20 protein-coding genes, 2 tRNA genes and 1 pseudogene are annotated in these 22,043 nt (G+C 47.2%); 14 read left to right on the top strand and 9 right to left on the bottom strand.

The genetic code is table 11. The annotated features are described in order from the left end of the window. Positions 1-70: 70 nt before the first annotated feature. A complete protein-coding gene (rplC, locus tag NDA03_RS10225; protein ID WP_190411899.1) occupies positions 71-709 on the bottom strand; it encodes a 50S ribosomal protein L3 in 639 nt (212 codons plus the stop codon). A 1,215-nt stretch (positions 710-1,924) separates the two neighbouring features. Between rplC and NDA03_RS10220 the strand changes: the two genes are divergently transcribed. The 10 genes from NDA03_RS10220 to NDA03_RS10175 all read left to right on the top strand — a co-directional run bounded on the left by NDA03_RS10220 (position 1,925) and on the right by NDA03_RS10175 (position 11,307). After that, entirely contained in the window at positions 1,925-2,380 is a 456-nt protein-coding gene (locus tag NDA03_RS10220; protein WP_190411900.1) for an NAD(P)H-quinone oxidoreductase subunit N, read from the top strand. A gap of 178 nt (positions 2,381-2,558) precedes the next feature. Further along, positions 2,559-3,164 carry a VWA domain-containing protein gene (locus NDA03_RS10215; protein WP_348237968.1) on the top strand — a complete coding sequence of 202 codons (606 nt, stop codon included), beginning with the start codon at positions 2,559-2,561 and terminating at the stop codon, positions 3,162-3,164. A gap of 76 nt (positions 3,165-3,240) precedes the next feature. After that, entirely contained in the window at positions 3,241-3,705 is a 465-nt protein-coding gene (locus NDA03_RS10210; protein WP_348237967.1) for a hypothetical protein, read from the top strand. Positions 3,706-3,867: 162 nt separating this feature from the next. Further along, positions 3,868-4,473 carry a VWA domain-containing protein gene (locus NDA03_RS10205; RefSeq protein WP_190411903.1) on the top strand — a complete coding sequence of 202 codons (606 nt, stop codon included), beginning with the start codon at positions 3,868-3,870 and terminating at the stop codon, positions 4,471-4,473. Between the two features lie 135 nt (positions 4,474-4,608). Beyond that, the gene (locus NDA03_RS10200; protein WP_190428644.1) at positions 4,609-5,217 is read left to right on the top strand and encodes a VWA domain-containing protein; all 609 of its coding nucleotides are present in this window, start codon (positions 4,609-4,611) and stop codon (positions 5,215-5,217) included. Between the two features lie 111 nt (positions 5,218-5,328). Further along, positions 5,329-6,561, top strand: coding sequence for an LdpA C-terminal domain-containing domain (locus NDA03_RS10195; RefSeq protein ID WP_348237966.1), 1,233 nt, complete (start codon positions 5,329-5,331; stop codon positions 6,559-6,561). Between the two features lie 177 nt (positions 6,562-6,738). Beyond that, positions 6,739-8,550, top strand: coding sequence for a R3H domain-containing nucleic acid-binding protein (locus NDA03_RS10190; protein ID WP_348237998.1), 1,812 nt, complete (start codon positions 6,739-6,741; stop codon positions 8,548-8,550). 379 nt (positions 8,551-8,929) lie between these two features. Beyond that, positions 8,930-9,001: transfer RNA gene (locus NDA03_RS10185), tRNA-Gln, on the top strand. Between the two features lie 124 nt (positions 9,002-9,125). Continuing rightward, positions 9,126-9,923 (top strand): HAD family hydrolase, encoded by a 798-nt coding sequence (locus tag NDA03_RS10180; RefSeq protein ID WP_348237965.1) that lies wholly within the window; start codon positions 9,126-9,128, stop codon positions 9,921-9,923. 127 nt (positions 9,924-10,050) lie between these two features. Beyond that, on the top strand, positions 10,051-11,307 hold the full coding sequence (locus tag NDA03_RS10175) for a DNA double-strand break repair nuclease NurA (RefSeq protein WP_348237964.1): 1,257 nt from the start codon (positions 10,051-10,053) through the stop codon (positions 11,305-11,307). A gap of 9 nt (positions 11,308-11,316) precedes the next feature. Here the strand turns inward: NDA03_RS10175 and xseB are convergent, their stop codons facing one another. Together xseB and xseA are read right to left on the bottom strand one after the other, a co-directional pair. Further along, positions 11,317-11,586, bottom strand: a complete 270-nt coding sequence (gene xseB / locus NDA03_RS10170) for an exodeoxyribonuclease VII small subunit (protein ID WP_190986922.1) — start codon at positions 11,584-11,586, stop codon at positions 11,317-11,319. A 27-nt stretch (positions 11,587-11,613) separates the two neighbouring features. Further along, positions 11,614-12,855: an exodeoxyribonuclease VII large subunit gene (xseA, locus tag NDA03_RS10165; RefSeq protein WP_348237963.1), complete on the bottom strand. Its 1,242-nt coding sequence runs from the start codon at positions 12,853-12,855 to the stop codon at positions 11,614-11,616. A 712-nt stretch (positions 12,856-13,567) separates the two neighbouring features. Between xseA and recA the strand changes: the two genes are divergently transcribed. Next, complete coding sequence (gene recA, locus NDA03_RS10160; RefSeq protein ID WP_190411910.1) at positions 13,568-14,647, top strand: recombinase RecA; 1,080 nt, start codon at positions 13,568-13,570, stop codon at positions 14,645-14,647. Between the two features lie 124 nt (positions 14,648-14,771). On the opposite strand, the gene NDA03_RS10155 is transcribed toward recA, so the two are convergent. Next, on the bottom strand, positions 14,772-15,545 hold the full coding sequence (locus tag NDA03_RS10155) for an FHA domain-containing protein (RefSeq protein ID WP_339380224.1): 774 nt from the start codon (positions 15,543-15,545) through the stop codon (positions 14,772-14,774). Between the two features lie 222 nt (positions 15,546-15,767). Then, positions 15,768-16,064: a DUF3493 domain-containing protein gene (locus NDA03_RS10150; protein ID WP_190430332.1), complete on the bottom strand. Its 297-nt coding sequence runs from the start codon at positions 16,062-16,064 to the stop codon at positions 15,768-15,770. A gap of 155 nt (positions 16,065-16,219) precedes the next feature. Between NDA03_RS10150 and NDA03_RS10145 the strand changes: the two genes are divergently transcribed. Further along, positions 16,220-16,291: transfer RNA gene (locus tag NDA03_RS10145), tRNA-Thr, on the top strand. Positions 16,292-16,562: 271 nt separating this feature from the next. Here NDA03_RS10145 and NDA03_RS10140 read toward each other — a convergent pair. Beyond that, the gene (locus NDA03_RS10140) at positions 16,563-16,808 is read right to left on the bottom strand and encodes a hypothetical protein (protein WP_348237962.1); all 246 of its coding nucleotides are present in this window, start codon (positions 16,806-16,808) and stop codon (positions 16,563-16,565) included. Between the two features lie 843 nt (positions 16,809-17,651). On the opposite strand from NDA03_RS10140, the gene NDA03_RS10135 reads away from it, so the two are divergent. Beyond that, on the top strand, positions 17,652-18,356 hold the full coding sequence (locus tag NDA03_RS10135; RefSeq protein ID WP_348237961.1) for a PD-(D/E)XK nuclease family protein: 705 nt from the start codon (positions 17,652-17,654) through the stop codon (positions 18,354-18,356). 617 nt (positions 18,357-18,973) lie between these two features. After that, positions 18,974-19,147, top strand: a pseudogene (locus NDA03_RS10130) (ADP-ribosylglycohydrolase family protein); the annotation flags it as partial. Here NDA03_RS10130 and cutA read toward each other — a convergent pair. From cutA to NDA03_RS10115, 3 genes are all read right to left on the bottom strand, one after another. Next, entirely contained in the window at positions 19,138-19,479 is a 342-nt protein-coding gene (gene cutA, locus NDA03_RS10125) for a divalent-cation tolerance protein CutA (RefSeq protein WP_348237997.1), read from the bottom strand. The pseudogene NDA03_RS10130 and the gene cutA sit on opposite strands and share 10 nt — an antisense overlap. A 64-nt stretch (positions 19,480-19,543) precedes the next feature. Beyond that, positions 19,544-20,449 carry a pentapeptide repeat-containing protein gene (locus NDA03_RS10120; RefSeq protein WP_190411915.1) on the bottom strand — a complete coding sequence of 302 codons (906 nt, stop codon included), beginning with the start codon at positions 20,447-20,449 and terminating at the stop codon, positions 19,544-19,546. A 535-nt stretch (positions 20,450-20,984) separates the two neighbouring features. Further along, positions 20,985-22,040 (bottom strand): molybdopterin-dependent oxidoreductase, encoded by a 1,056-nt coding sequence (locus NDA03_RS10115; RefSeq protein WP_348237960.1) that lies wholly within the window; start codon positions 22,038-22,040, stop codon positions 20,985-20,987. Between the last annotated feature and the right edge of the window lie 3 nt (positions 22,041-22,043).

Below are 22,043 nucleotides of genomic sequence, written 5' to 3'. Positions count from 1 at the left end.
TAATTGCTAATTGAAGATTGCTAAGTATCAAAAGCTCTTAGCGATTAGCCAGCCTGACCTTAGAAAATGACTACTTTCGACCTACTTTCTTGGCAGGAACAATATTAACCAGCGCCCCTGGCTTACCAGGAACCGCTCCCTTGATCAGTAGTAAATTGCGTTCTGCGTCTACCCGCACTACTGTCAATTTGCGAACGGTAACGCGCGTACCACCTAGACGACCTGCCATCCGCTTACCGGGATAAACACGCCCCGGTGTGGTTCCAGGGCCGATCGAACCAGGTAGACGGTGGTTTTTGGAACCGTGGGACATAGGCCCTCGCTTAAAGTTGTGGCGTTTTTGATAACCGGCGAAGCCTTTTCCGATGCTTGTGCCGATTACATCCACAATTTGACCCGCAGTAAAAATATCTGGTTTGAGTTCTTGCCCTAGTTCAAACTCTCCCACATTCTCAAAGCGATACTCTCGCAGTTTTTTCAAGGGAGGAGCGCTTGATTTTGCCAAGTGACCCAATTCAGGCTTGTTCAAACTCTTGGGTTTGACTTCTTTATAACCAAGCTGGACGGCAGTATAGCCATCTGTTGCTTTGGTTTTAATTTGCGTAACGGTGCATGGCCCTGCTTGAATGACCGTCACAGGAATTGCTTTTCCTGTTTCGTCAAATATTTGGGTCATGCCGAGTTTGGTGCCGAGGATACCAACAGACACGGCTTTCTGGTCTCTCCTTTTTACACAGTACAAAGAGGCGGGATTACGAGTATTTCGTAAATCCGCTTGCTCCAACAAACGTTGTTATCAAACCAGCCAGCTGGGGCGCATCCTCGGATTGAGAGAGGCAAGCTTTCAAGTCAGCCTAATTTAGGCTTTTTCTTTAGCTGGGATGAAGCTATTCGACGGTCGGGTAAGCGCTAGAAGCGCTTTGCCTATATTCGCGGGGACTTAGGTGGCAAGCCATCCAGTATCCGAGAAAGCGAAAGGGCTTTTTCCGGCTGAAAAGGGTTCTTCTCAAGAAACCTTCTAGATCGTCGCTAATCCTGAAATCGATGTCTCTGTTGCTTTACGCTCGCTGGGGGCACTAACCTCTTATGAGAAAGACTCAATAGTTTTTCACTCGGAAGGCGTGCTGTCCCTGGACTCGATTTCAACTTCAGCGGCAATAGCTGCTCTAATTTTGATCACAATCGTTAACTATAAACGATTTGTTACAACTTGTCTAGCAATTGTGCCAAAAAAATTTAGCGGTCTGCTGGCTCGTCTGCCTCGCGTGTCGTGCAACTCCAGATCCAGAAGACAACTGTCCAGTTAACGGCTTACGGATAGATAAGGAAGAAGGCGATCGCATACCAACGATCCGCACTTAGGTCGGTTATAGCATTTCACAATGTGTTTGCACAGTCTTTGTAAACACAGTATTACAACTCCAGCAACATCTTCCCTACAGTTAAATGGACTACAAGAGATTGCAGATAGAAGCAAGCTGGCTTTCAAGCATAGATTCAGCCGTTTAACGTTACCTGTTTGAGCTTTTTTTCCGACCTGCGGTATTAAAGCGCAATAAGGGATTACCAGTACATGAGTTTTGGGATTAGGTCGATTGCGATTCCATCTTCACGAGAAGCCTATTCACTTATTTTCAGTAGATGTTGAGTCAAAATAAGTCAAATCTTTACAGCTCTACGTAGCGATCGCATCTCCACAAAAAGCGCGATCGCCCAAACAGTTTAACCTCGATTGTCTGTAAACCTATGTTCAAACGAGGCTCAAAACTCAACACTGTCTGGAAAAAGTGCAACCTTACTAAAATTTTCAAAGCTTTTGTTGCACATTGCTTTTTGCTTAAAGTTGATAGGTTCCTCAGCGCCCAACTATAATAAATTGCCAGCAGCAATTAACAAAACTTAAAGCTGGGTAGAACATAAAAATATGGCACTGATCACCATCGGCAATCAATTCGTCAAAGACTTGGAAAAGTCAGGTGCTTTAGGAACGTATGTACCCTTAGAAGGAGGGTTTGAAGGGCGTTACCAGCGGCGGTTGCGTGCAGCTGGCTATACCACTTTAAGCCTATCAGCACGGGGACTCGGCGACGTAGCAACGTATTTAACTGGCGTACACGGCGTTCGTCCCGCGCATTTGGGCAAGAAAGACATTCGTGTTTACTACGTGCCACCTATCGTGACCTATCAGTTGGAACAACTACCTCCCAAATCGAAGGGACTGGTGCTGTGGATAATTGAAGGACACGTATTGTCCCGTGAGGAAGTGGAATATTTAACCACCTTGCCAAGTATAGAGCCACGCCTAAAGATTGCTGTAGAAATGGGGGGCGATCGCGCTTTCCGCTGGACACCGCTTAAAAACGCGATCGCTGCTGCTTAAACCCGCGTCAGTCAATCCAATCTTAGGGTCGCACCAATGCTTGGGTGTAGCTCTAAGTCATGTCGAGCTAAAACGAGCTGGAACGTCTGAATAGTCAAGCTTTATGACCTACAGACGTTTTAGCTCGGCTAGAGGATTTTGATACCTTTAAAGAAGTAAGCAAATAAGGAAAACTCTTATGGTAGAAAACCGCGACTATACATTAATTATTGACAAAAGCGGCAGTATGTCGATGACAGACCAGTCAGGCGGGAAAAGCCGCTGGGTCATGATGCAGGAGTCTACTCTCGCTTTAGCCAGTAAATGTGAAGAATTTGATCCGGATGGCATCACTATCTATCTATTTTCCGGTCGATTCAAACGCTATGACAATGTAAACGCCAGTAAAGTCGCACAAATTTTCCGCGAAAACGAACCGTCTGGACGCACTGACTTAGCGGCAGTCCTTCTAGATGCGACGAATAACTACTTCCAGCGTAAAGCAGCAGGACAAACCAAGCCCAATGGAGATACCCTTTTAGTCGTCACAGATGGGGAACCGGATGACCGGAAAGCGGTAATGAAGGTAATTATTGAAGCGTCGCGCCGTATGGATCGAGATGAAGAACTCGCGATTTCCTTTATCCAAGTTGGCACAGACGCGCAGGCAACAAAATTTCTGAAAGTGCTGGATGATGAACTGCAAAGTGCTGGGGCAAAGTTTGATATCTGCGACACAGTCACGATGGATGACATGGAGGACATGACCCTAACGGAAGTCTTGATCAATGCCATTATTGACTAAGTTCAAATTCTAATTTGGGATTTGGGATTTTGATCGTGAAGAGAAATCTAAAATCTCTCTAGAGGCGTCCAAAATTATGGAATCAATCGATGACATACTCGCGGCAGTCAAGGCTGAGTATGAGACAAAAGATAAACCAAAAGAACTGCAAAAACCGCCACCAGCGAACTTCTTACAAAATCATTCTGCAAACCTCCCGCTTGCAAACGCAATTCCGGAATTGCCCCGGCAAAAATGGCAAAACGAGCCGATTAGCTCATCTGAAGACATTGTTCTGGCTCAAATTAGGGCTGAGTTTGAAGAACAAGAACGTACAGAACAGCTAAAAAAACAGCAACAACTCAGAGAAGAACAACTCAAACAGGAGCAACTAAGGCAGAAACAACGGGAAGTATTCAAAAACCAAGCGCGAGAATGGCTGAAAAATTTAAAGCCACTTTCAGAAGAAGGTCTTTGGTTTGAAGAGTTTGCCGATGCATATCCCTCTAAACTTGAGGCGGCGATTGATTATTTGCAAGCCTTGCGGGAGACTAAGCCGTAGAAGCCAGCAGCGATCACCAGAATGATAATTAATTCCCTCTCTGCTGTAGAAATTTTTATATTTCTTTTATCTAATCCAACTAGATAGTCACAGCAGGTGGGCTAGGCTAGATTGGGAAATCTTGACAAACACTGGAGGTTATCTTTGGTGGAAGGAGGATCTGTGGCAGAAGACCGTGACTATACATTAATCATCGATAAAAGCGGGAGTATGTCTACCCCAGAGCCACCGAGCGGTAGAAGCCGTTGGGAAACCGCAGAGGAATCTACTCTGGCGTTGGCGAGAAAATGTGAAAAGTTCGATCCCGATGGGATTACGCTTTACCTATTTTCCGGTCGGTTTAAGCGATTTGATAATGTGACTTCTAGCAAGGTAGCGCAGATATTCCAAGAAAACGATCCCTCTGGCACTACGAATCTTGCCGATGTCTTGAAAAACGCCACCGACAACTACTTTGAGCGGAAGGCGGCTGGTCAGACTAAGCCAAATGGCGAGACAATTCTAGTGATTACAGATGGTGAACCCGATGACCGCAAAGCCGTGATGCGGGTGATTATTGAAGCCTCTCGCCGAATGGATAGAGATGAAGAATTAGCCATCTCCTTCATTCAAGTGGGTTCGGATCAAACGGCGAGTCGGTTTCTGAAAGCCTTGGATGATGATTTGCAAGGTGCCGGGGCAAAGTTTGATATTTGCGACACTGTAACGCTGGATGACATGGAGGGCATGACTTTACAGGAAGTGTTGCTCAACGCCATTAACGACTAGGTGCTGTCTGTTTATTTTGGATTTTGGATTCCATATCTGAAATCCAAAATTTTGCTTGCCAGTATTTAATCGCAATTTTGTTGCGGAATCAGCAGCAAGTCATTCAATCTAAAAAAATAATGGGGAGATTAGCTAATGAGCGCAGAAGATCGGGATTATACGTTAATTATTGACAAAAGCGGCAGTATGTCTACGCCAGACCAGCCGGGAGGCAGAAGCCGCTGGGATGCGGCACAAGAGTCTACCTTGGCGTTGGCGCGAAAATGCGAACAGTTTGACCCGGATGGGATCACAGTTTACTTATTTTCCAGCCGATTTAAACGCTATGAGAATGTGAATTCCAGTAAAGTCGCACAAATTTTTCAAGAAAACGACCCGGCTGGCACAACTAATTTAGCAGGTGTATTACAAGATGCGATCGCTGCCTACTTTCAGCGGAAAGCAGCCGGTCAGACTAAGGTGGGTGGCGAAACCATTTTGGTGGTCACAGATGGTGAACCCGATGACCGAAAAGGCGTGATGCGGGCGATTATTGAGGCGTCCCGACAGATGGAACGCGATGAAGAACTGGCGATTTCGATGATTCAAGTAGGGTCAGACGCTACAGCAGCTCGGTTTTTAAAGGCGTTGGATGATGACTTACAAGGTGCAGGGGCAAAGTTTGATATCTGCGACACGATAACGCTGGATGACATGGCAGATATGACCTTGGCGGAAGTGCTGCTCAATGCGATCGCTGACTAAAGGCAAACCCCTGATGCTTACGGTTTCCATGAAAAGGGGAGTGGTGAAAACTCCCCTAATTTTTGCTACTTGGATCTCCCCATTTATCCGGGAACGCACTAGCATATAAGGGTGACTGATACTTACTATCCTTTGCGTTCCTTAAGAGAGGGTCACTGGTTTAAGCTCATTTGCGGAGCTAGTTTCCAACACCTCCCTGCCGTCCGAAATCTTACGTTGGCATATACCCTCGCTGGGGCTGACTGTATCGATGTTGCCGCTGACCCAGCAGTCATTGCTGCGGCGAAAGAAGGTATAAAGGCTGCGACTACCCTTGCCGATGCCGCCCGCGATCGCGGCTATTGCGTAGAAGGTTTGCCGTGGCTGATGGTCAGCCTAAATGATGGGGAAGATCCTCATTTCCGAAAAGCTGAATTTAACTCAACTGAGTGTCCAGCAGATTGCTGGCGACCTTGTGAAAGTATTTGTCCGGCTGATGCGATCGCTTTTGACTTTGACCAGAACGGTTTTTCAGGGGTGATCGATCAACGTTGTTATGGTTGCGGACGGTGTATTCCCGTATGCCCAAATAATTTAATTTATACTCGTTCTTATGTATCCGCACCGGAAGCGATCGCACCTTTGGTATTTCAAAGCGGCGTAGATGCCCTAGAAATTCACACGCAAGTTGGCAGAGTAGAGGACTTTACACGACTCTGGAGTGCGATCGCGCCTTGGGTAAATCAGCTCAAGCTTTTAGCCATTAGTTGTCCAGATGGTGAAGTCATGCTTGATTACCTCCGAGCGCTATACGAATTGATGGCACCCCTACCTTGTCCTCTCATCTGGCAAACAGATGGGCGTCCTATGAGTGGCGATATTGGCGATGGCACAACGATAGCTGCTGTAAAGTTAGGTCAAAAAGTTCTAACTGCGAGATTGCCCGGATATGTGCAGTTAGCAGGAGGCACTAATCGCCACACTGTTGGCAAACTTAGGACAATGGGACTGCTCAACAACCACCAAAAGCCAGAAGTCCAAGAGTCAAAAGTCGGAAGGGCATCTCTATCAAGCATCCCTGTAGGGAACCAGGGATCAACGAAAAACCCGCTCCAACCAACTCAAACTTTTCCCGCTCAATCCCCTAATATCGCCGGGATTGCTTATGGCAGCTACGCTCGTGTTTTGTTATCACCCATTTTGGATGAATTAGAAAAAATGAATATAAACGAAGTAGGTGGGAATACCTCCGCGTCAAGTCAAACACCTTTACCTGGACGCTTGGAAGAAAAGCCGGATTTACTCTGGCAAGCTGTTGATCTTGCTCACTCGCTAGTTTCTCAACTCAAAACCTTTTCCCAATAGCCAGTAGAAGCGCGCTTTTAGATATGCCATCGATTAAAAGGTTGGAGGTTAAAAGATTGACCATTTGCAAAAATCGACTTTTCAACGCGATCGCCAACCTGCAACGCTTCCCAGGTAAAGAACAAACATCAGTTATTTAAATCACCGATTGTGGATAAAAACGTCACTGTACAAAGAATGCAGATTACAGACGATCTCCAGAAATTACTGGACGTGTTACCGAATGAAATTCGGCAACCTTTAGAGCAGCATCCGGGACGGGATAAGTTAGTTGAGGTTGTCCTAGACTTGGGGCGTCTTCCAGAGGCTCGGTTTGCTAAACAGGCAGAGTATCTCTCCGAAACGCCAGTATCGAAAGAACAACTGAATTATTGTGTAGACCGGGTAGGAAATTTTGGTGGGGATAACCGAGCAGGGCTAGAGCGAACTCTGCACCGGATTAGCGCTATCCGCAACCGAAGCGGCGAGATCATTGGTCTTACCTTGAGGGTAGGTCGAGCCGTGTTTGGCACCATCGGCATGATTCGCGACCTGGTAGAAACAGGTCAATCGATTCTGATGCTGGGGCGTCCCGGTGTTGGCAAAACAACAGCACTGCGGGAAATCGCCAGAGTTTTAGCCGACGATTTACAGAAACGAGTTGTCATTATCGACACTTCCAACGAAATCGCTGGGGATGGTGACGTTCCTCATCCAGCAATTGGTAGAGCTAGACGGATGCAAGTCGCCCGCCCCGAACTCCAGCATCAAGTCATGATTGAGGCAGTGGAAAACCATATGCCAGAAGTCATCGTCATTGATGAGATTGGCACAGAACTAGAAGCCTTGGCAGCTCGAACGATTGCTGAACGAGGTGTTCAACTGGTGGGTACAGCTCACGGAAATCGGATTGAAAATCTGATTAAAAATCCAACGTTATCTGACTTAGTAGGTGGCATTCAGGCCGTAACTTTGGGAGATGACGAAGCCAGACGTCGGGGTAGCCAAAAGACGGTATTGGAACGCAAAGCCCCGCCAACCTTTGAAATTGCTGTTGAAATGCTAGAACGGCAGCGCTGGGTGGTACATGAAAGTGTTGCCGATACCGTTGACACCCTGCTGCGGGGGCGTCAGCCGGGTTATCAAGTTAGGACAACCAGCGAGACTGGGGAAGTTACGATTACCCATGAGACCCCCCAAGCACCGTCACTCATGCGACCAGCGATGAGCGGAGGTAGCCGTATATCCTCCACCCACGACGCCCCACCGCGACCAATGGGCTGGCGGGCTTCTGGGCAAATGACTCCATTACCAATGCAGTCAGAATCAACGCGAGGCATGAGGGCAGAACCGCAAAACCTATTAGCTAGAGGAGAAGAATCTGCCTCTACTTCATTGCCTGTATCTTCTAACCTTGCACCTTCTTTTGAGCAGATGCTGGATCAATCTTGGCATCAACCTCAGGCGATCGGAAATGAAACCTTTGTGGGGCCAAATGGCGAAGAGTTGCCATTGCACGTTTATCCTTATGGGGTGAGCAGCCAACAATTAGAGCAAGTCATTCGGGTGCTGAATTTGCCCATCTTGCTGACGAAGGATATGGATAGCGCGGATGCAGTTTTGGCGATTCGGTCGCACGTAAAAAACCATTCCAAGCTACGACATATTGCCAAAGCCCGTCAGGTTCCCATCCATGCAATCAAAGCAAGTACCATTCCCCAGATTACCCGCGCCCTAAGGCGTCTGCTGGATATGGATGACTCTCAGGTTCTAGATGTCCCCGAACTCAGCTTATTTACTAGTAGCGGTAGTGAAGACGAGATTGAGGCTCTCGAAGAAGCCCGCCTTGCCGTGGAGCAAATCGTGATTCCCAAAGGACAGCCGGTGGAACTCCTGCCGCGTTCTTCTAAAGTTCGTAAAATGCAACACGAACTCGTCGAACACTATCGCCTCAACTCTGACAGTTTTGGGGAAGAACCGAATCGACGGCTGCGAATTTATCCCGCCTAATCGAAAAAGCTGTGGATCTATATGGGGCGTTGCACAGTAGAAAGATGATAATCTCGCGCAAAGACGAGGTAGCGCGGAGTTTAAAAGAAAATCATCGCATGATTGTGCAACACCCTATATGGGTTTCCAGGAGGTAAAGATGTCAAAAAAGCTAACAACACTTTCCCGGTAGGCTTTCCATAGGAGGAGAAGCTGGCTATGAGAGCTACACTGTTTAGCCGGTAAGCGTTCAAGAAGCCTTTTCTATGAGTCAAGTTCCAAAAATCCATACTGAGTCTTCACCATTTATCCACTGATGAAGAAGGATTTAAGAGAAATTTTCTAAAAGTGGTTGACAATTCCCTAGTAGGAACTGCTACTATAACGAAGGTTGACGCGATGGGGTGTCGCCAAGTGGTAAGGCAGCTGGTTTTGGTCCAGCCATTCCGAGGTTCGAATCCTTGCACCCCAGTTAAATTTTGAAACCTAAATTTTGAGAAACCTAGTAGAGACGCGAGGCATCGCGTCTCTACTGGTTATTGGGCTTGTTGGGCAAATTGTGCCAAGATAAACCGAAAGATTGCGGCTTTAGAACCATGCGTGCAAGTTATCCAAATATTCTCGCCCTTGACTTTGACGGTGTTATCTGTGACGGGCTAATCGAGTATTTTCAGACAGCTTGGCGCACCTACTGTCAAATTTGGGCACCGCCTAATCTCACACCTCCAGATGGTTTGGCTGAAAGTTTCTACCAGCGACGACCGATTATAGAAGTCGGTTGGGAAATGCCGGTGGCAATCCGGGCGCTAATATTGGGCATTCCCGACGAAAAGATGTTGCAAGATTGGTCAGGGGTGGCTCAGCAAATCTTGCGAGAAGATAATTTGAATGCGGCTGATATCGGCACGAAGCTCGATCGCATCCGGGATGAGTGGATTGATAGGGATTTAGAGGGTTGGCTAGCCTTGCATCGTTTCTATCCAGGTGTTGTTGAAAAAATGCATCGAATGGAATCGGAGAAGGCATCACTTCCAGATACACCTATCCAAATGTACATTGTCACTACCAAAGAGGGACGCTTTGTCCGCCAGTTGTTGCAGCAACAGGGTATCCAACTACCCGATCGATGCATTATTGGGAAAGAAAATCGGCGTCCTAAGTACGAAATTTTGCGCGAACTCAGCAGCGATTCGTCGGTTCACCTTTGGTTTGTGGAAGATCGCTTGAAAACTCTGCAAACTGTGCAACAGCAACCAGACCTCAATGATATCAAGCTGTTTCTTGCCGATTGGGGCTACAATACTGCTGCTCAACGAGAGTCGGTCGCGTATCAGGAGCGAATTAAGCTTTTATCTCTGTCTCAGTTTGCTCAAGATTTCTCGGCTTGGGCTTAGATGAGAAAAGGGAACCCAAGGTTAAGGGATGAAGAAGTATCAAGTGTAAATTATAAATTCATCCCGATCGCCTTGATGTTTCATGCTTTAAGCTGAGAGCTGATAGGCGAAAAGCGGATAGCTGACTATGCTTGACCTAACCAAACTCGCGCGGCAAATGCAGGGGATTAGTCAACACCTGACGGTAGAGGCTGCTGCCAGTCGCCAACGCTTGGAACGCGCCCAGCACTTACTGACGCTGGCTCAAAAGTCTCAGGCAGATTTAGTGAATCTGCAAGAAAAGTGGCGCGATCGCTTGGGGTTTGCAGCAGCCGCACCCATTGAATCTCTAAGCACTGCCATTGACCTTCCTACCCCTCCGGCTGTCCATACGATTATTGCTACAGACGGGTCTCAGATTGCTCCGAGTCACCACGAAATTGCCTACTGCTATCTGATTAATGTGGGTCGGGTGGTGCTGCATTACGGACAAAGCTTGTATCCGCTCTTAGATAGCCTGCCAGAAGTCTTTTATCGCTCGGAAGACCTATATATTTCCCGCCAGTGGGGAATTCGCCCTGAGGAATGGATGGGCTATCGACGCACGGCTTCGGAGGCGTCTGTATTGGCAGAATTGGCTGCTAGCTGGATTAACCGACCCTCACAAGTCACGTCAAGACAGGGAAACGGAAACAGAAAATCGGAAATTCCATCTTCAATTCCCGATCCCAAATCCCCAATCCCTGCCCTAGCAATGGTAGATGGATCGCTAATTTATTGGTTTCTGGAGCAGTTACCAGGAGAAGCCCGCGACCATATTTTGCCTCCGATTCTGGAAGCTTGGGATGTTCTACGCGATATGGGGATTCCAATTATGGGCTACCTGAGCGCTTCTCGCAGCAGCGAAGCACTGAACTTCCTGCGTTTGCCAGCCTGTCCGCATCCAGTTCCAGACTGCATGACTCATTGTCCTGGTCAGTTTGATCGGGCACCCTGCCAGGTTTTCGATCCCTTGCGGGATACTGCCCTCTGGGCGTCTCAATTGCAGCCTGGTCAACGCAGTCCTCTATGGCGCAGTTCTGCACGGATTCTGGAGTTGTACGGTGCCCATCAAATCTACTTCTGCTACGTCCATGTCGGGACTGAAATTGCTCGTGTGGAAGTTCCCGCTTGGGTGGCAGAGAATCCAGAGAAGCTGGATGTTTCGCTCAGCTTGATATTGGCTCAGGTGCAGAAGGGTTATGGCTATCCGGTGGCGCTTGCAGAGGCACACAATCAGGCAGTCGTACGAGGGGGCGATCGCGCTCGTTTCTTTGCCTTACTCGAACAACAAATGATTAAGGCTGGTTTGAGAAATGTCGGGACTTCCTATAAAGAAGCCAGGAAGCGCGGTAGTATCGCCTGATGGCATCTCTCAAAAGGACGTTGGCTCGTCTGCCAGGGTCTCAATTAATAAATTCATCTGCTGTTGCCGCTCTTGCAGAAAGATTTCACATTGGCGCAAGTATTCTACCGCAGCGGTAAATTCTTCAAAAACATCGGCAAGTTCTAGTTTTCCGGCTTCAATTTGCCGAATGATCCCTTCAACTTTGGCAACCGTCGCTTCGTAGTTCCAATCTTTCGGAAATTGGGTATTGATGCGGCGATCGCTTGAACCGTCGGTGGTGTTGGTGCGTTTGCTCATAAAAAATACCCGTATTGCGTGAAATAGCTACTCCTTGCTATTTATAATTTCACTAATTTTGACTTTAATTTGTCCTGTGCCCAGCTGAACTTGTAGTTCCTGTCCGAGTGCCAGTCCTTCTGTGGAACGCGCGATCGCACCATCTTGTTGTCGGACTACTGCATAACCTCGTTGCAAAACGCTTTCGGGGTCAAGCGTGGCTAGCTTTTGTCGGAGCATCTGACAGTGTTGGTTTGCCTGCGCTAAATGTCGCGCTGTTCCTTGTAACAGTTGTTGACGTTTCCAAGCGATCGCTTGTTTTTCTTGGTGAATTTGTCGGTCTAACGGAATCCGCCCCAAGCGGCTTCGCACTCTTTGCAATTGTGTTTGAGCGTTTTCCATGTGTTGATTTACGGCTTCAGTCAAGGCGAGGACACGTTCCTGGTGTTCTGCGTAAAGACTTGCCAGTTCTGGAACCACTTGTTCGGCGGCGGCGGTGGGAGTGTGAGCATAAGCATCGGCAACTAAGTCAGCCAAAGATTCATCTCGCTGATGACCAATGCCAGTAATCACGGGAATCGAACAATTTGCGATCGCTCGCACTACCCGTTCATCATTGAAGCAAGCTAGCTCCTCAACCGCACCACCCCCGCGCGACAAAATTAAAACTTCAGCGCGACCATCCCGTTCCACTCGCTCAATCGCCGAGACAATCAATGCTGGGGCTTGTTCGCCCTGAACTAACGCCGGTGAAAACAAAACTTGCAAACCCGGATAACGTTGCTTGAGCGTGCGTTGAATATCTCCCCAGGCAGCAGCTTGTGGCGACGTGACAACAGCGATGGTTTGGGGATGAGTGGGGAGCGATCGCTTGCGTTCTGGATCGAACAATCCTTCTGCCTCCAACCGATTTCGCAGCTGGCGATAGCGCAATGCCTGTAACCCCTCTCCCGCTGGTAGCGCCTGCCAGACAATCAGCTGGTACTGTCCTCGCTGGGGATAAACTCGGATACTGCCCAAAACAATCAACTGCTCTCCTTGCAGCGGCAGCTGCATCAGCTTATTTAGCTGACTGTTCCATATCACACAACTCATTGCCGCCTTAGCATCCGGATCTTGCAGGGTGAAGAATAGTCCACTGCGATACTGAGAGGCGCTGGAGACTTCACCTGTCACCCAGACTTGCTGTAGTTGTTCATCCTGCTCTAACAGCAGTTGCAAATAAGACGTTAACCCAGCCACCGATACAGCTGTATCTGGAACCAGCTGATTGGAAAGATAATAGTTCATCGCCGAAAGATAAGGAAAATATAGGAATTGAGGCATCAGGAAACGCGGAGGATGCTCAAATAAGCCTAGATCAAGCCATTTACAGTTTCTGTCTCTAGATTAGCGAGACTCGGCTGCATTCGTTGACTTTTGACAAAACTGACGTGACCAAAGTGGCGACCGCAAATCCCACCTGTTGCTTAAAACAGGCTAGACGTTTATTTATTGACCGATTTTCTCTCTCAGTGTTGGGTAAAAGTAGAACATTTGAACTACAATAGAGATTCCTGTCACGAGCCTAGCTAGGGGGTTCCCCCATCCGTGTAAAGCTTGATGTAAGGGCACTTGCGGCTCTCATTTGTCGCTAAAAGTGATATAATAAAATATCTAAAACTAAAATTTGTCGCTATTTGGGACAATTTTAAGTTTCGGTGCCAATCGTTGAAGTAACCCTAGTTAGTGGAAATTTCCTACTCACTTACAAAGCCAAAAACTTGGTAAACCTGAGTGGGCAAGTGGCTAAAACCAGCATTCATTTTGTATCAAAAGGCGGTGGATTCCATCGTTTCTGCCTGTGGAGGCTGTAAGGATGTCTTGTTAGACATTTCTACTATCACAACCAGCCATCGAAGCAGGAAACTCCAGTCCGCAAGGCGGAGAAGCCCACACAAAAGCAATTTTTGCTAAGTGTGAAAAAAATCTCACCACACCTGATTCTGTTCTTGAGGCATTAATGGCTATCCAAATCACGAACAATCCCGACAAGGACAAAGCCCTGAGCCTGGTGCTAAACCAAATTGAGCGCAGCTTTGGCAAAGGAGCAATTATGCGCCTAGGAGATGCCACCCGCATGAAGGTGGAAACAATTTCCACTGGAGCGCTGACCCTGGATTTAGCTTTGGGCGGTGGCTTGCCGAAGGGACGGGTGATTGAAATATATGGCCCGGAAAGTTCTGGTAAGACAACCCTCGCTTTGCACGCGATCGCTGAAGTGCAAAAATTAGGAGGAGTTGCTGCTTTTGTTGATGCTGAACACGCCCTAGATCCCGCTTACGCAGCCGTACTGGGCGTTGATATTGACAATCTTTTGGTTTCTCAACCCGACACCGGAGAAGCCGCCTTAGAAATTGTCGATCAGCTAGTTCGCTCTGCGGCAGTGGATATCGTGGTCATTGACTCGGTAGCTGCTTTGGTGCCTCGCGCTGAAATTGAAGGCGAAATGGGCGATTCCCACATGGGTTTGCAAGCCCGTTTGATGAGTCAAGCTCTTCGCAAAATTACCGGAAACATCGGTAAATCTGGTTGTACGGTCGTTTTCCTCAACCAGCTGCGACAAAAGATTGGCGTCACCTACGGCAACCCAGAAACAACCACTGGTGGTAATGCCTTAAAGTTTTACGCTTCAGTGCGCTTGGATATTCGTCGGATTCAAACGCTGAAAAAAGGCAACGAAGAGTTTGGTAACCGAGCTAAAGTTAAAGTTGCCAAAAATAAAGTCGCCCCGCCCTTCCGCGTCGCAGAGTTTGACATTATCTTTGGCAAGGGAATCTCGACATTAGGGTGTATGGTTGACCTGGCAGAACAAACTGGGGTCATTACCCGTAAAGGAGCTTGGTATAGCTACAACGGTGATAATATTGCCCAAGGCCGGGATAACAGCATTAAGTACCTGGAAGAAAACTCTGAATTAATTCAAGAAATTGAGCAAAAGGTACGTCAAAAGCTAGAGATGGGGGCAGTTGTTCCTGCCAACTCTGTCACGCGAGTTGACGCCGAAGACGAAGAGTTAGAGGAAGAACTTTTAGACGACTAAAAGCGCTGTAGGGTGGGCGAGTCTACCCTATAAATAGTTTTTTGGGAAGCTTAGGGCTACTGTTACACATAAAAAACCCGTTTTCTTATTGGAAACGGGTTTTTCGTATAAATTCTTATAAAGTTTAGTTTTGTGTGCCTGGATCGGAAATTCGTCTACTGAAAAAACGGTCTAAAATTTCTGATTGCTGAGTCGGAGTTAGCTGAGGGTCTACAGGAGATTCCAAAACTGGGACTAATGGATCTCTAATGGCAGAGGGGCCAGAGAGGAAATGTAGAGTCTCTTTTTGGCACTCGGTGTTGGGAGGCTGAACTGTTGTAGGAGAGGTAGGTGTTTCTACTTCTGTAACCGGAAGCGATTGCTCTGCATTTGTCAGGGCATTAATTTCTGCCATTAGGGTTGAAGAGACATTATCCACCATGCAGATAGTATTGCCCAGGAAAAAGGAGAAAGCCAGACCACCTAGACGAATGCGATCGCCGTCCTTGAGAAGAACACGTTTGTATACGGGTTCGCCATTAACGAAAGTCCCATTTGTACTATTCAGGTCAACCAGATAAAACCCCTGATCGTCGATATATCGAATCGCTGCATGATTGCGAGACAACCGTCTATCCGGAATCGGTAGGGCAGCTTGACGCGCCCGCCCCAGTGTCCAAATTCGCTGCGGCTGAAACAACATTTGCGTTTTAGCATCTATTAAATTTGTGACTAGATAGACTTGCTGCTCCTGCGCTACGCCTTGGATATATCGAGGTGCAATGCCACTAAGAAATTTATTGCCGCTATCTTCTAGCTTCAGAATCTCATCTAGTAAACCACGATGATGCTCATAGAGCTTAAGGAATACCTGATATAGACCCAAGCGTTGTTCTAGTTCCATGTGTTGGGATGACACTTAATCTTAGGTGAGGCTCAGCCGATGAAGTAACGCAGAACCTTATCGGCTTTCAACAAGGGAAGCCAAAGACTGCAAGAATGTCGTTAAGCCAAATAACTGAATCTAGCCTATTTTACTCGCAAGTTCTCAGGGTGCGAAATACTCACCAGATCCCTTCTTTCAAGCTTAGATTGTCTTACCCCTTAGAGGAATCCGCAAGATTACTGGAAACGATCAGCTTTATGGCTTACGTTGGGATTTTTGTTCTAGGCGAAACAGCCAAACCATCAAAGCAACTACGCCAATTTGTAGTGCTAAGTTAGGCACGGCTGAGGCAATTTCCCGACCGGAGGCTAACTTGGCAAGAAAGACCATCCCTCCGATAAAGCCAGAAGCGCCGCACGCCACATAAACAAATTGCCTAAGACCTTTGTAGGGAGTAGCAAGTTCAGCTTTTAGTTGTGCATACTGTTCAGCACTGACTTTCCGAGTGCCTTTGATGTTGCGGGTGCGATTTTTTAATTTTGGGTCTACCATCCGTCTCGATCCCCACCGACTTTAGATCCATCTTGGCATGATGGTGGTCGGCAGTGGCGGCGGCTGGTGCTATAAATTTGAACGCGATCGCATTTCTTCCAGAAATTGGGTGCAACAGTTTCTATCTAAACCTGCTACGATAGTAAATCGGCAGTGCCGGTGTAGCTCAGTGGTAGAGCATTCGATTCGTAATCGAACGGTCGGCGGTTCAAATCCGCCCATCGGCTTGAATCAAATATGTACAGTGACTAATTAATTGTCATTGGTGACAGATTGTTGTCGTCGTGACGAATTGTGTGTCGTTGAGACAAATTAATGTCGCTGAAGCAGCAGTGACAAATTGATGTCATTTAATATCTATCACTCAAAGTGCACAACGATCACGAATCGAATGCTCCTTTCAATCCACTCTAACACCTACAGTTCAACCCACTCCTAGGTGGGATGGTCATTGAAACTTGGGGTATTTAAAGATCAAGCCCAGAAGATTGCCCGCTTTCAACCCACCCCTAGTTGGGATGGTCGTTGAAACCCTCTACTGTCAGCATCTTGCATTTGATAGCGATCGCTATCAACCCACCCCCTGTTGGGATGGTCGTTGAAACGGTATAGGAGGCGATCGCCTGTTCTTCTCCCTTGCTCTTTCAACCCACCCCTAGTTGGGATGGTCATTGAAACGTTGAAAATTCGATCCAACACGGTCATCGGATTTTCTTTCAACTCACCCCTAGTTAGGATGGTCATTGAAACATGATTGCTGCTCTATGCCCGTGAGAAAGCTGTTAACTTTCAACCCACCCCTAGTTGGGATGGTCGTTGAAACTTGGCTAGCCTGGTAGGAATTCTTCAGGTCGCTGACCTTTCAACCGACCCCTAGTTGGGATGGTCGTTGAAACAAAGAACGAACAGCCCTTAAAAATGAAATCAAAGAGCCTTTCAACCCACCCCTAGTTGGGATGGTCGTTGAAACTTTTAGGGATATTCGCCGGCTAAACATCCCAACAGCTTTCAACCCACCCCTAGTTGGGATGGTCGTTGAAACTGCAATTGATTGATGGTCATCCGTTCGCTATCATCTTTCAACCCACCCCTAGTTGGGATGGTCGTTGAAACCTGATTCAATTAACCCTTCCCAGCACATATCTCGGTTCTTTCAACCGACCCCTAGGTGGGATGGTCGTTGAAACCTGCTTCTCGTACCGGGCATTCAAATCCTCCACCCTTTCAACCCACCCCTAGTTGGGATGGTCGTTGAAACCAAAGTCGCGCTGGGCGGCGTACCTTTTTTCGATGGCTTTCAACCCACCCCTAGTTGGGATGGTCGTTGAAACTAGGGGTGGTAGAGTCTATCCGGATAGACGTTGCTTTCAACCCACCCCTAGTTGGGATGGTGTACAAATGACAGCAACAACAGGCAAGGACTTGTAAAGGTCGTCCCATCATGCGAATGGATTTGCGTTTAGTGGGGAGAGAGCAGGAACGGAATCAGCCTGAGCAAGGTGTTTAAAGAGGACGTCTCAGCCTCTGGTTGAACGTTCCATATCGGCAGCTATCATCCTAACTGGTTGATTTAATAACTAGACAATAATGACGTTAAATATCAATCTGCTGCCTCATCACCGTGCTAAAACGCTGCGGGAATCTGGGAAACAATATTATGTGGATGCTAAGGGCGATCGCTTTCCTAGCGTCTCCACTATCCTCAACGCCACCAAACCGCAAGAAGATCGAGAAGCACTCTTCAACTGGCGCAACCGAGTTGGAGCAGAGGAAGCCAACCGAATTTCTGGTGCTGCTAGCCGTCGCGGTACGTCCACTCACAAGCACATTCAGCGCTATCTACTGGGGGAAAATGTCGCCTGTCCAGACGCGGCTAAACCTTACTGGGATAGCATAGAGCCGGTGTTGCAAGACATTCACGAGGTAAGGCTCGTGGAAGGTTCTGTCTTCCACTACGATTTGAGTTATGCGGGTCGAGTGGATTGCGTTGCGAGTTATAAGGGCATTCCCTGCGTCTGTGACTGGAAAACCGCTGATAAGCCGAAAGGGTCAGTTGAACGCCTCCGTGATAGCCCGCTTCAGTTAGCGGCTTATATGGGCGCGGTTAATCAATTTTACCAAGAGTATGGTATCCATCTGCGTCATGCCTTGCTGGTTGTAGCGGTTCCGGAAATGCCTGCTGAGGTGTTCTGGTTTGAACCAGATAATATGATGATTTACTGGCAGCAGTGGGAGCGCAGAGTTGGGGAATTTTGGCAGCGTAGAGGAACAATGACGCCTTCAAGCATCTAATTCTCCTTAAGATAATGCCATCCCTGCTAGCTCTTAAATCACTACGGACTGAATGCACGCACAGTCGCGATCGCCAACTACCCTGGAATCATCAGCAGTCCGGATAAAACACTTGAAATGAAAAGAAGCTCTAAAGTTTTAGCAGGGCTGATCGGTGCCTATGCCGGTGATGCGTTGGGTTTTCCAGTCAAATTTATTACCAAATAGATCGGTGAAGTCACCTGTAACAGAGATGATAGGTTCTGGAACTTATAATCAACCTGCTGGCACTTGGTCAGATGATAGCTCCCTTATCTTCTGCTTCGCAAAATCATGATGGATTTTCGCCGAATGTAACAGCTAACTATTTCTATCGTTGGTTGAACTGAGATTTCTGGACTCCCCACAGCGAAGTTTTTGACATTGGCAGCTCTTCTCATACCGAAGCGGTACTAACGGGACTTAGACAAAAACTGATAAAAAAATGGCTTCAAACTTAGACAGAGAAAAATTTTCAGCTCAAAAGAGCATAAATCCAGTATTCACAAGGGTTTCAGGCATTTTTTGATTATCGACCTTTTTTTCTGGCTCAGAGAGGTTTTCAGCCCCTAAAGGGGCTAGAAAATGCCTAAGTCCCACTAAAAGCGGTGAATTTAAGTGACGATACGGATACTACTGCTGCCGTTACTGGTGGCTTAGCGGGAATTTATTACAGTATTGAAAATATTTTAGAAGAATGGATCGAGCAAATTGCTAGGATTGAAGACATCCTTGACTTAGCAACACGTCTGGAAGCAGCTATCTACAGGTAATTTCTCACATTATCTGAAATCCACTGAAGGTAGGGTGGAGAGCCAGCTAAGATTGGCAAAGCAATAATTTCTGGTACTTCATAAGAGTGCAACTCCCGAATCTTGGCTTCGAGGGCGGGGAAGTGCGCTAAATCTGTTTTAATGATTAGCTGCCATTCCTCTTCTGAGTTAACCTTACCTTGCCAAGTATAGACAGAATGCACTGGCATTAAGTTAACGCAAGCCGCTAGCTGGGATGCAACTAAATTTTGCGCGATCGCTTCTGCCTCTTGTCGCGAAGACGCCGTTACCAACACTACAGCGTAACGAGTTGTACCAGAATCCCGACCCATAACCTGTAGCCAGTCCACAAAAAATCCCAAATCTATCAGCAATTATCAGTTAGCGTTCTCTCAACTACCCAACCATTGCTCTAACTGGTTGTTCAAAAGGTGTCACACTACCACTAACAGTTGCTTCTGAGTATGAGTTTTGGTGTTCTGATGGCAGCACAGCGCCATTCATTTGAGCATCTTCCAAGTTAGTTCCTACCAGTTTTGCCTCACTCAAATCTGCTTCACTCAAGTTTGCTCTACTCAGAATCGTCCAGCTTAAGTCTGCCCCTTCCAAAGACGCCTTTGCCAGGTTTGCTCCCCGCAGATCTGCTCCTTTCAGATTGGCCCTACGCAGTGTCGCTTGGCTGAGATCTACTGCGCTCAGGTTAGCGCCTTCCAGGTTAGCGCCACTCAATCTGGCATCATTAAGGTTGGCTCCCTCTAAATCGACTCCGCCCAGGTCTAATCCTTTTAAAAAAGCTCTTCTGAAGTTAACACCATTTAAGGAAGCGCCATACAATTTCGCGCCTGTGAGTCTCGCTTCGCACAAATTAGCCCAACTAAGGTTAACGCCACTGAGATTTGCTTCCCGCAGATTAATCCTTTGCATATTTGCTCCACAGAGATTAGCACCCCAAAGGTTAGCTACTCGAAGATTAGCACTGCTGAGATTTGCACCGCTCAGTTTGGCTCCAGGCAATTTTGACTTCACTAGAAACGCTCCACTGAGGTTCGCTTTCGTCAAGTCTGCTTCTACCAGTTTGCCTTCGCTCAGTTTGATAAAACTTAGATCGGCCCAGTTTAGGCAAGCACCCGTTAAGTCTGACTTTGTTAGGAAAGCTCGACTCAGATTAGCTCCTCTCAGGTTAGCGCCCGTGAGATTGACCCCAATGAGCGTCACTCCCCTCAAGTCACTTCCGTTGAGATCGATCCCGGCAAAGTCTCTTTGTCCGTCTTCATAAAGCTTAAGTAAATGGCTTACTTCCATAGCGCGATCGCTCCCTAGTTTATATAAACTGTTGAAGAGACTTGAAACGAATCTTACCAGGCTAAATAGCCACATTTTCTGCGGTTTTTTTTATAACATAATCTTTCTTCATTCCAGTTTTTATCTGTTATTTGCCGACGCCTTAATCAATATTTTACTTCTCTAGATTACCCTCCTTATAAGGTTCAAGTAGATGATGTAACAAATATTTTTTTATATTTTCTTAAAACTCAATAATTAAGTAATTTTTCTAATAACAATCTTTTACAAAACCTATTTTCCGTAAAAATACGGTGGTCAGTTTATCTATAAATTCCTCTAATTTTTATAGACAGGTGAAGTGTCATTCAACAATCAACATAGTTTTCTAGCGAAGATTCATCCATGACAGAGATTACTCTGCTTGGGTGTATGGGAAGACTGCCATACATCCTACACAAGCATCCGTTTCTCAAAACCTATTTTAAACAAAGACACAAGACTTCGCGTTTGTTACTGATTTCTCAATTGTCTTAAATCGCTGAAAGGCTAGCGTTTAGGCTTGCAAATTTACTTGAATTCGCAGAACGCCACTACTACCATCCATCCGATTATCATCTTTCAGTCGCTGCTGTTGGAGTAAAGACGTTGCGCGAACAAGTAAAGTATAATTTCCCGGCTGCTGGGGCATCCACAAATAACGCCAGAGCGTCCACTCATGGGCAGATGGCGGTTGATTCTGCTCGGCATTCTGCCAAATCTTACCATCGTTGGTACTTACCTCAATGGCTGTAATCGGACTAGATTTGTCCAAGGCAACACCAGCAATCAAAATGCCGCTTTCCCAACCTATTTCACCCGTGCGCCCCAAATGCACCCGATGCTGCCTGTTCCAAACGCGAGTGTTTTGTACTTGGCGCATCAGCGCATGAGTAGGAATTTCTGCGGTATTAGACCAGCCCTGACGTTCCCAAAAACCTCGCTTCTGGCTGCTGACAGCTTCAATCTCGACTAGCCATTTGGGTTGCTTCTGACCAAAGTGACCGGGAATAATGATGCGTAAAGGATAGCCATGCGACTGATTGAGAGCTTCGCCATTCATCTGGTGAACCAGTCGCACTTCTTGTCTCATGACTTCTGCAACTGGCAATGTTGTTTCGTAGGAATCAGCTCCGTGCAGCCTAAATTCTATCGCCTCTGATTTAACACCAGCTTGCTCTAGAAAAGGTAGCAAAGGGGTACCCGTCCACTGAGCGTTTCCAATCAGGTTGCCGCCAGTGGGATTGCCGATGCATTCCATTGTCAAATAGAAATTTTCCTGCGGCGCTGCCATGATGTCCTGAAAGGTCAGCGTCAGCGGCCGGACAACAGCACCCGTAACCTTTAACCGCCAGTTGTCAAGGTTAATCCTAGGCGGCAACGCATAAGATTGCACATAAAATTCGCTCAATGGCGTGAGCAGGTGTTCTGGCAGTTTTGAGTCTGGCTTGAGCAGGTCAAGCAAAAACAGCGGCTCTACGGACCCTGTTAACTGGCAGCCTGGGAGCAAGCTAGCCGCAATCAGCCCGCCGGATGTTTGTAGCAGCTGTTTGAGAACTTGACGGCGTTTCACCAC

Origin of the sequence: Trichocoleus sp. Lan, assembly GCF_039961855.1 — a bacterium.
Lineage (GTDB): Bacteria > Cyanobacteriota > Cyanobacteriia > Cyanobacteriales > FACHB-T130 > FACHB-T130.
This window is presented reverse-complemented; position numbering and strand designations above follow the sequence as displayed.

What these genes read in the sequence shown, in the direction of transcription:
- NDA03_RS10220 (WP_190411900.1), top strand. Translation starts at nt 1,925, where the DNA reads ATGGCACTGATCACCATCGGCAATCAATTCGTCAAAGACTTGGAAAAG.
- NDA03_RS10215 (WP_348237968.1), top strand. Translation starts at nt 2,559, where the DNA reads ATGGTAGAAAACCGCGACTATACATTAATTATTGACAAAAGCGGCAGT.
- NDA03_RS10210 (WP_348237967.1), top strand. Translation starts at nt 3,241, where the DNA reads ATGGAATCAATCGATGACATACTCGCGGCAGTCAAGGCTGAGTATGAG.
- NDA03_RS10200 (WP_190428644.1), top strand. Translation starts at nt 4,609, where the DNA reads ATGAGCGCAGAAGATCGGGATTATACGTTAATTATTGACAAAAGCGGC.
- NDA03_RS10190 (WP_348237998.1), top strand. Translation starts at nt 6,739, where the DNA reads ATGCAGATTACAGACGATCTCCAGAAATTACTGGACGTGTTACCGAAT.
- NDA03_RS10180 (WP_348237965.1), top strand. Translation starts at nt 9,126, where the DNA reads ATGCGTGCAAGTTATCCAAATATTCTCGCCCTTGACTTTGACGGTGTT.
- NDA03_RS10175 (WP_348237964.1), top strand. Translation starts at nt 10,051, where the DNA reads ATGCTTGACCTAACCAAACTCGCGCGGCAAATGCAGGGGATTAGTCAA.
- xseB (WP_190986922.1), bottom strand. Translation starts at nt 11,586, where the DNA reads ATGAGCAAACGCACCAACACCACCGACGGTTCAAGCGATCGCCGCATC.
- xseA (WP_348237963.1), bottom strand. Translation starts at nt 12,855, where the DNA reads ATGAACTATTATCTTTCCAATCAGCTGGTTCCAGATACAGCTGTATCG.
- recA (WP_190411910.1), top strand. Translation starts at nt 13,568, where the DNA reads ATGGCTATCCAAATCACGAACAATCCCGACAAGGACAAAGCCCTGAGC.
- NDA03_RS10150 (WP_190430332.1), bottom strand. Translation starts at nt 16,064, where the DNA reads ATGGTAGACCCAAAATTAAAAAATCGCACCCGCAACATCAAAGGCACT.
- NDA03_RS10140 (WP_348237962.1), bottom strand. Translation starts at nt 16,808, where the DNA reads ATGACCATCCTAACTAGGGGTGAGTTGAAAGAAAATCCGATGACCGTG.
- NDA03_RS10135 (WP_348237961.1), top strand. Translation starts at nt 17,652, where the DNA reads ATGACGTTAAATATCAATCTGCTGCCTCATCACCGTGCTAAAACGCTG.
- cutA (WP_348237997.1), bottom strand. Translation starts at nt 19,479, where the DNA reads ATGGGTCGGGATTCTGGTACAACTCGTTACGCTGTAGTGTTGGTAACG.
- NDA03_RS10120 (WP_190411915.1), bottom strand. Translation starts at nt 20,449, where the DNA reads ATGGAAGTAAGCCATTTACTTAAGCTTTATGAAGACGGACAAAGAGAC.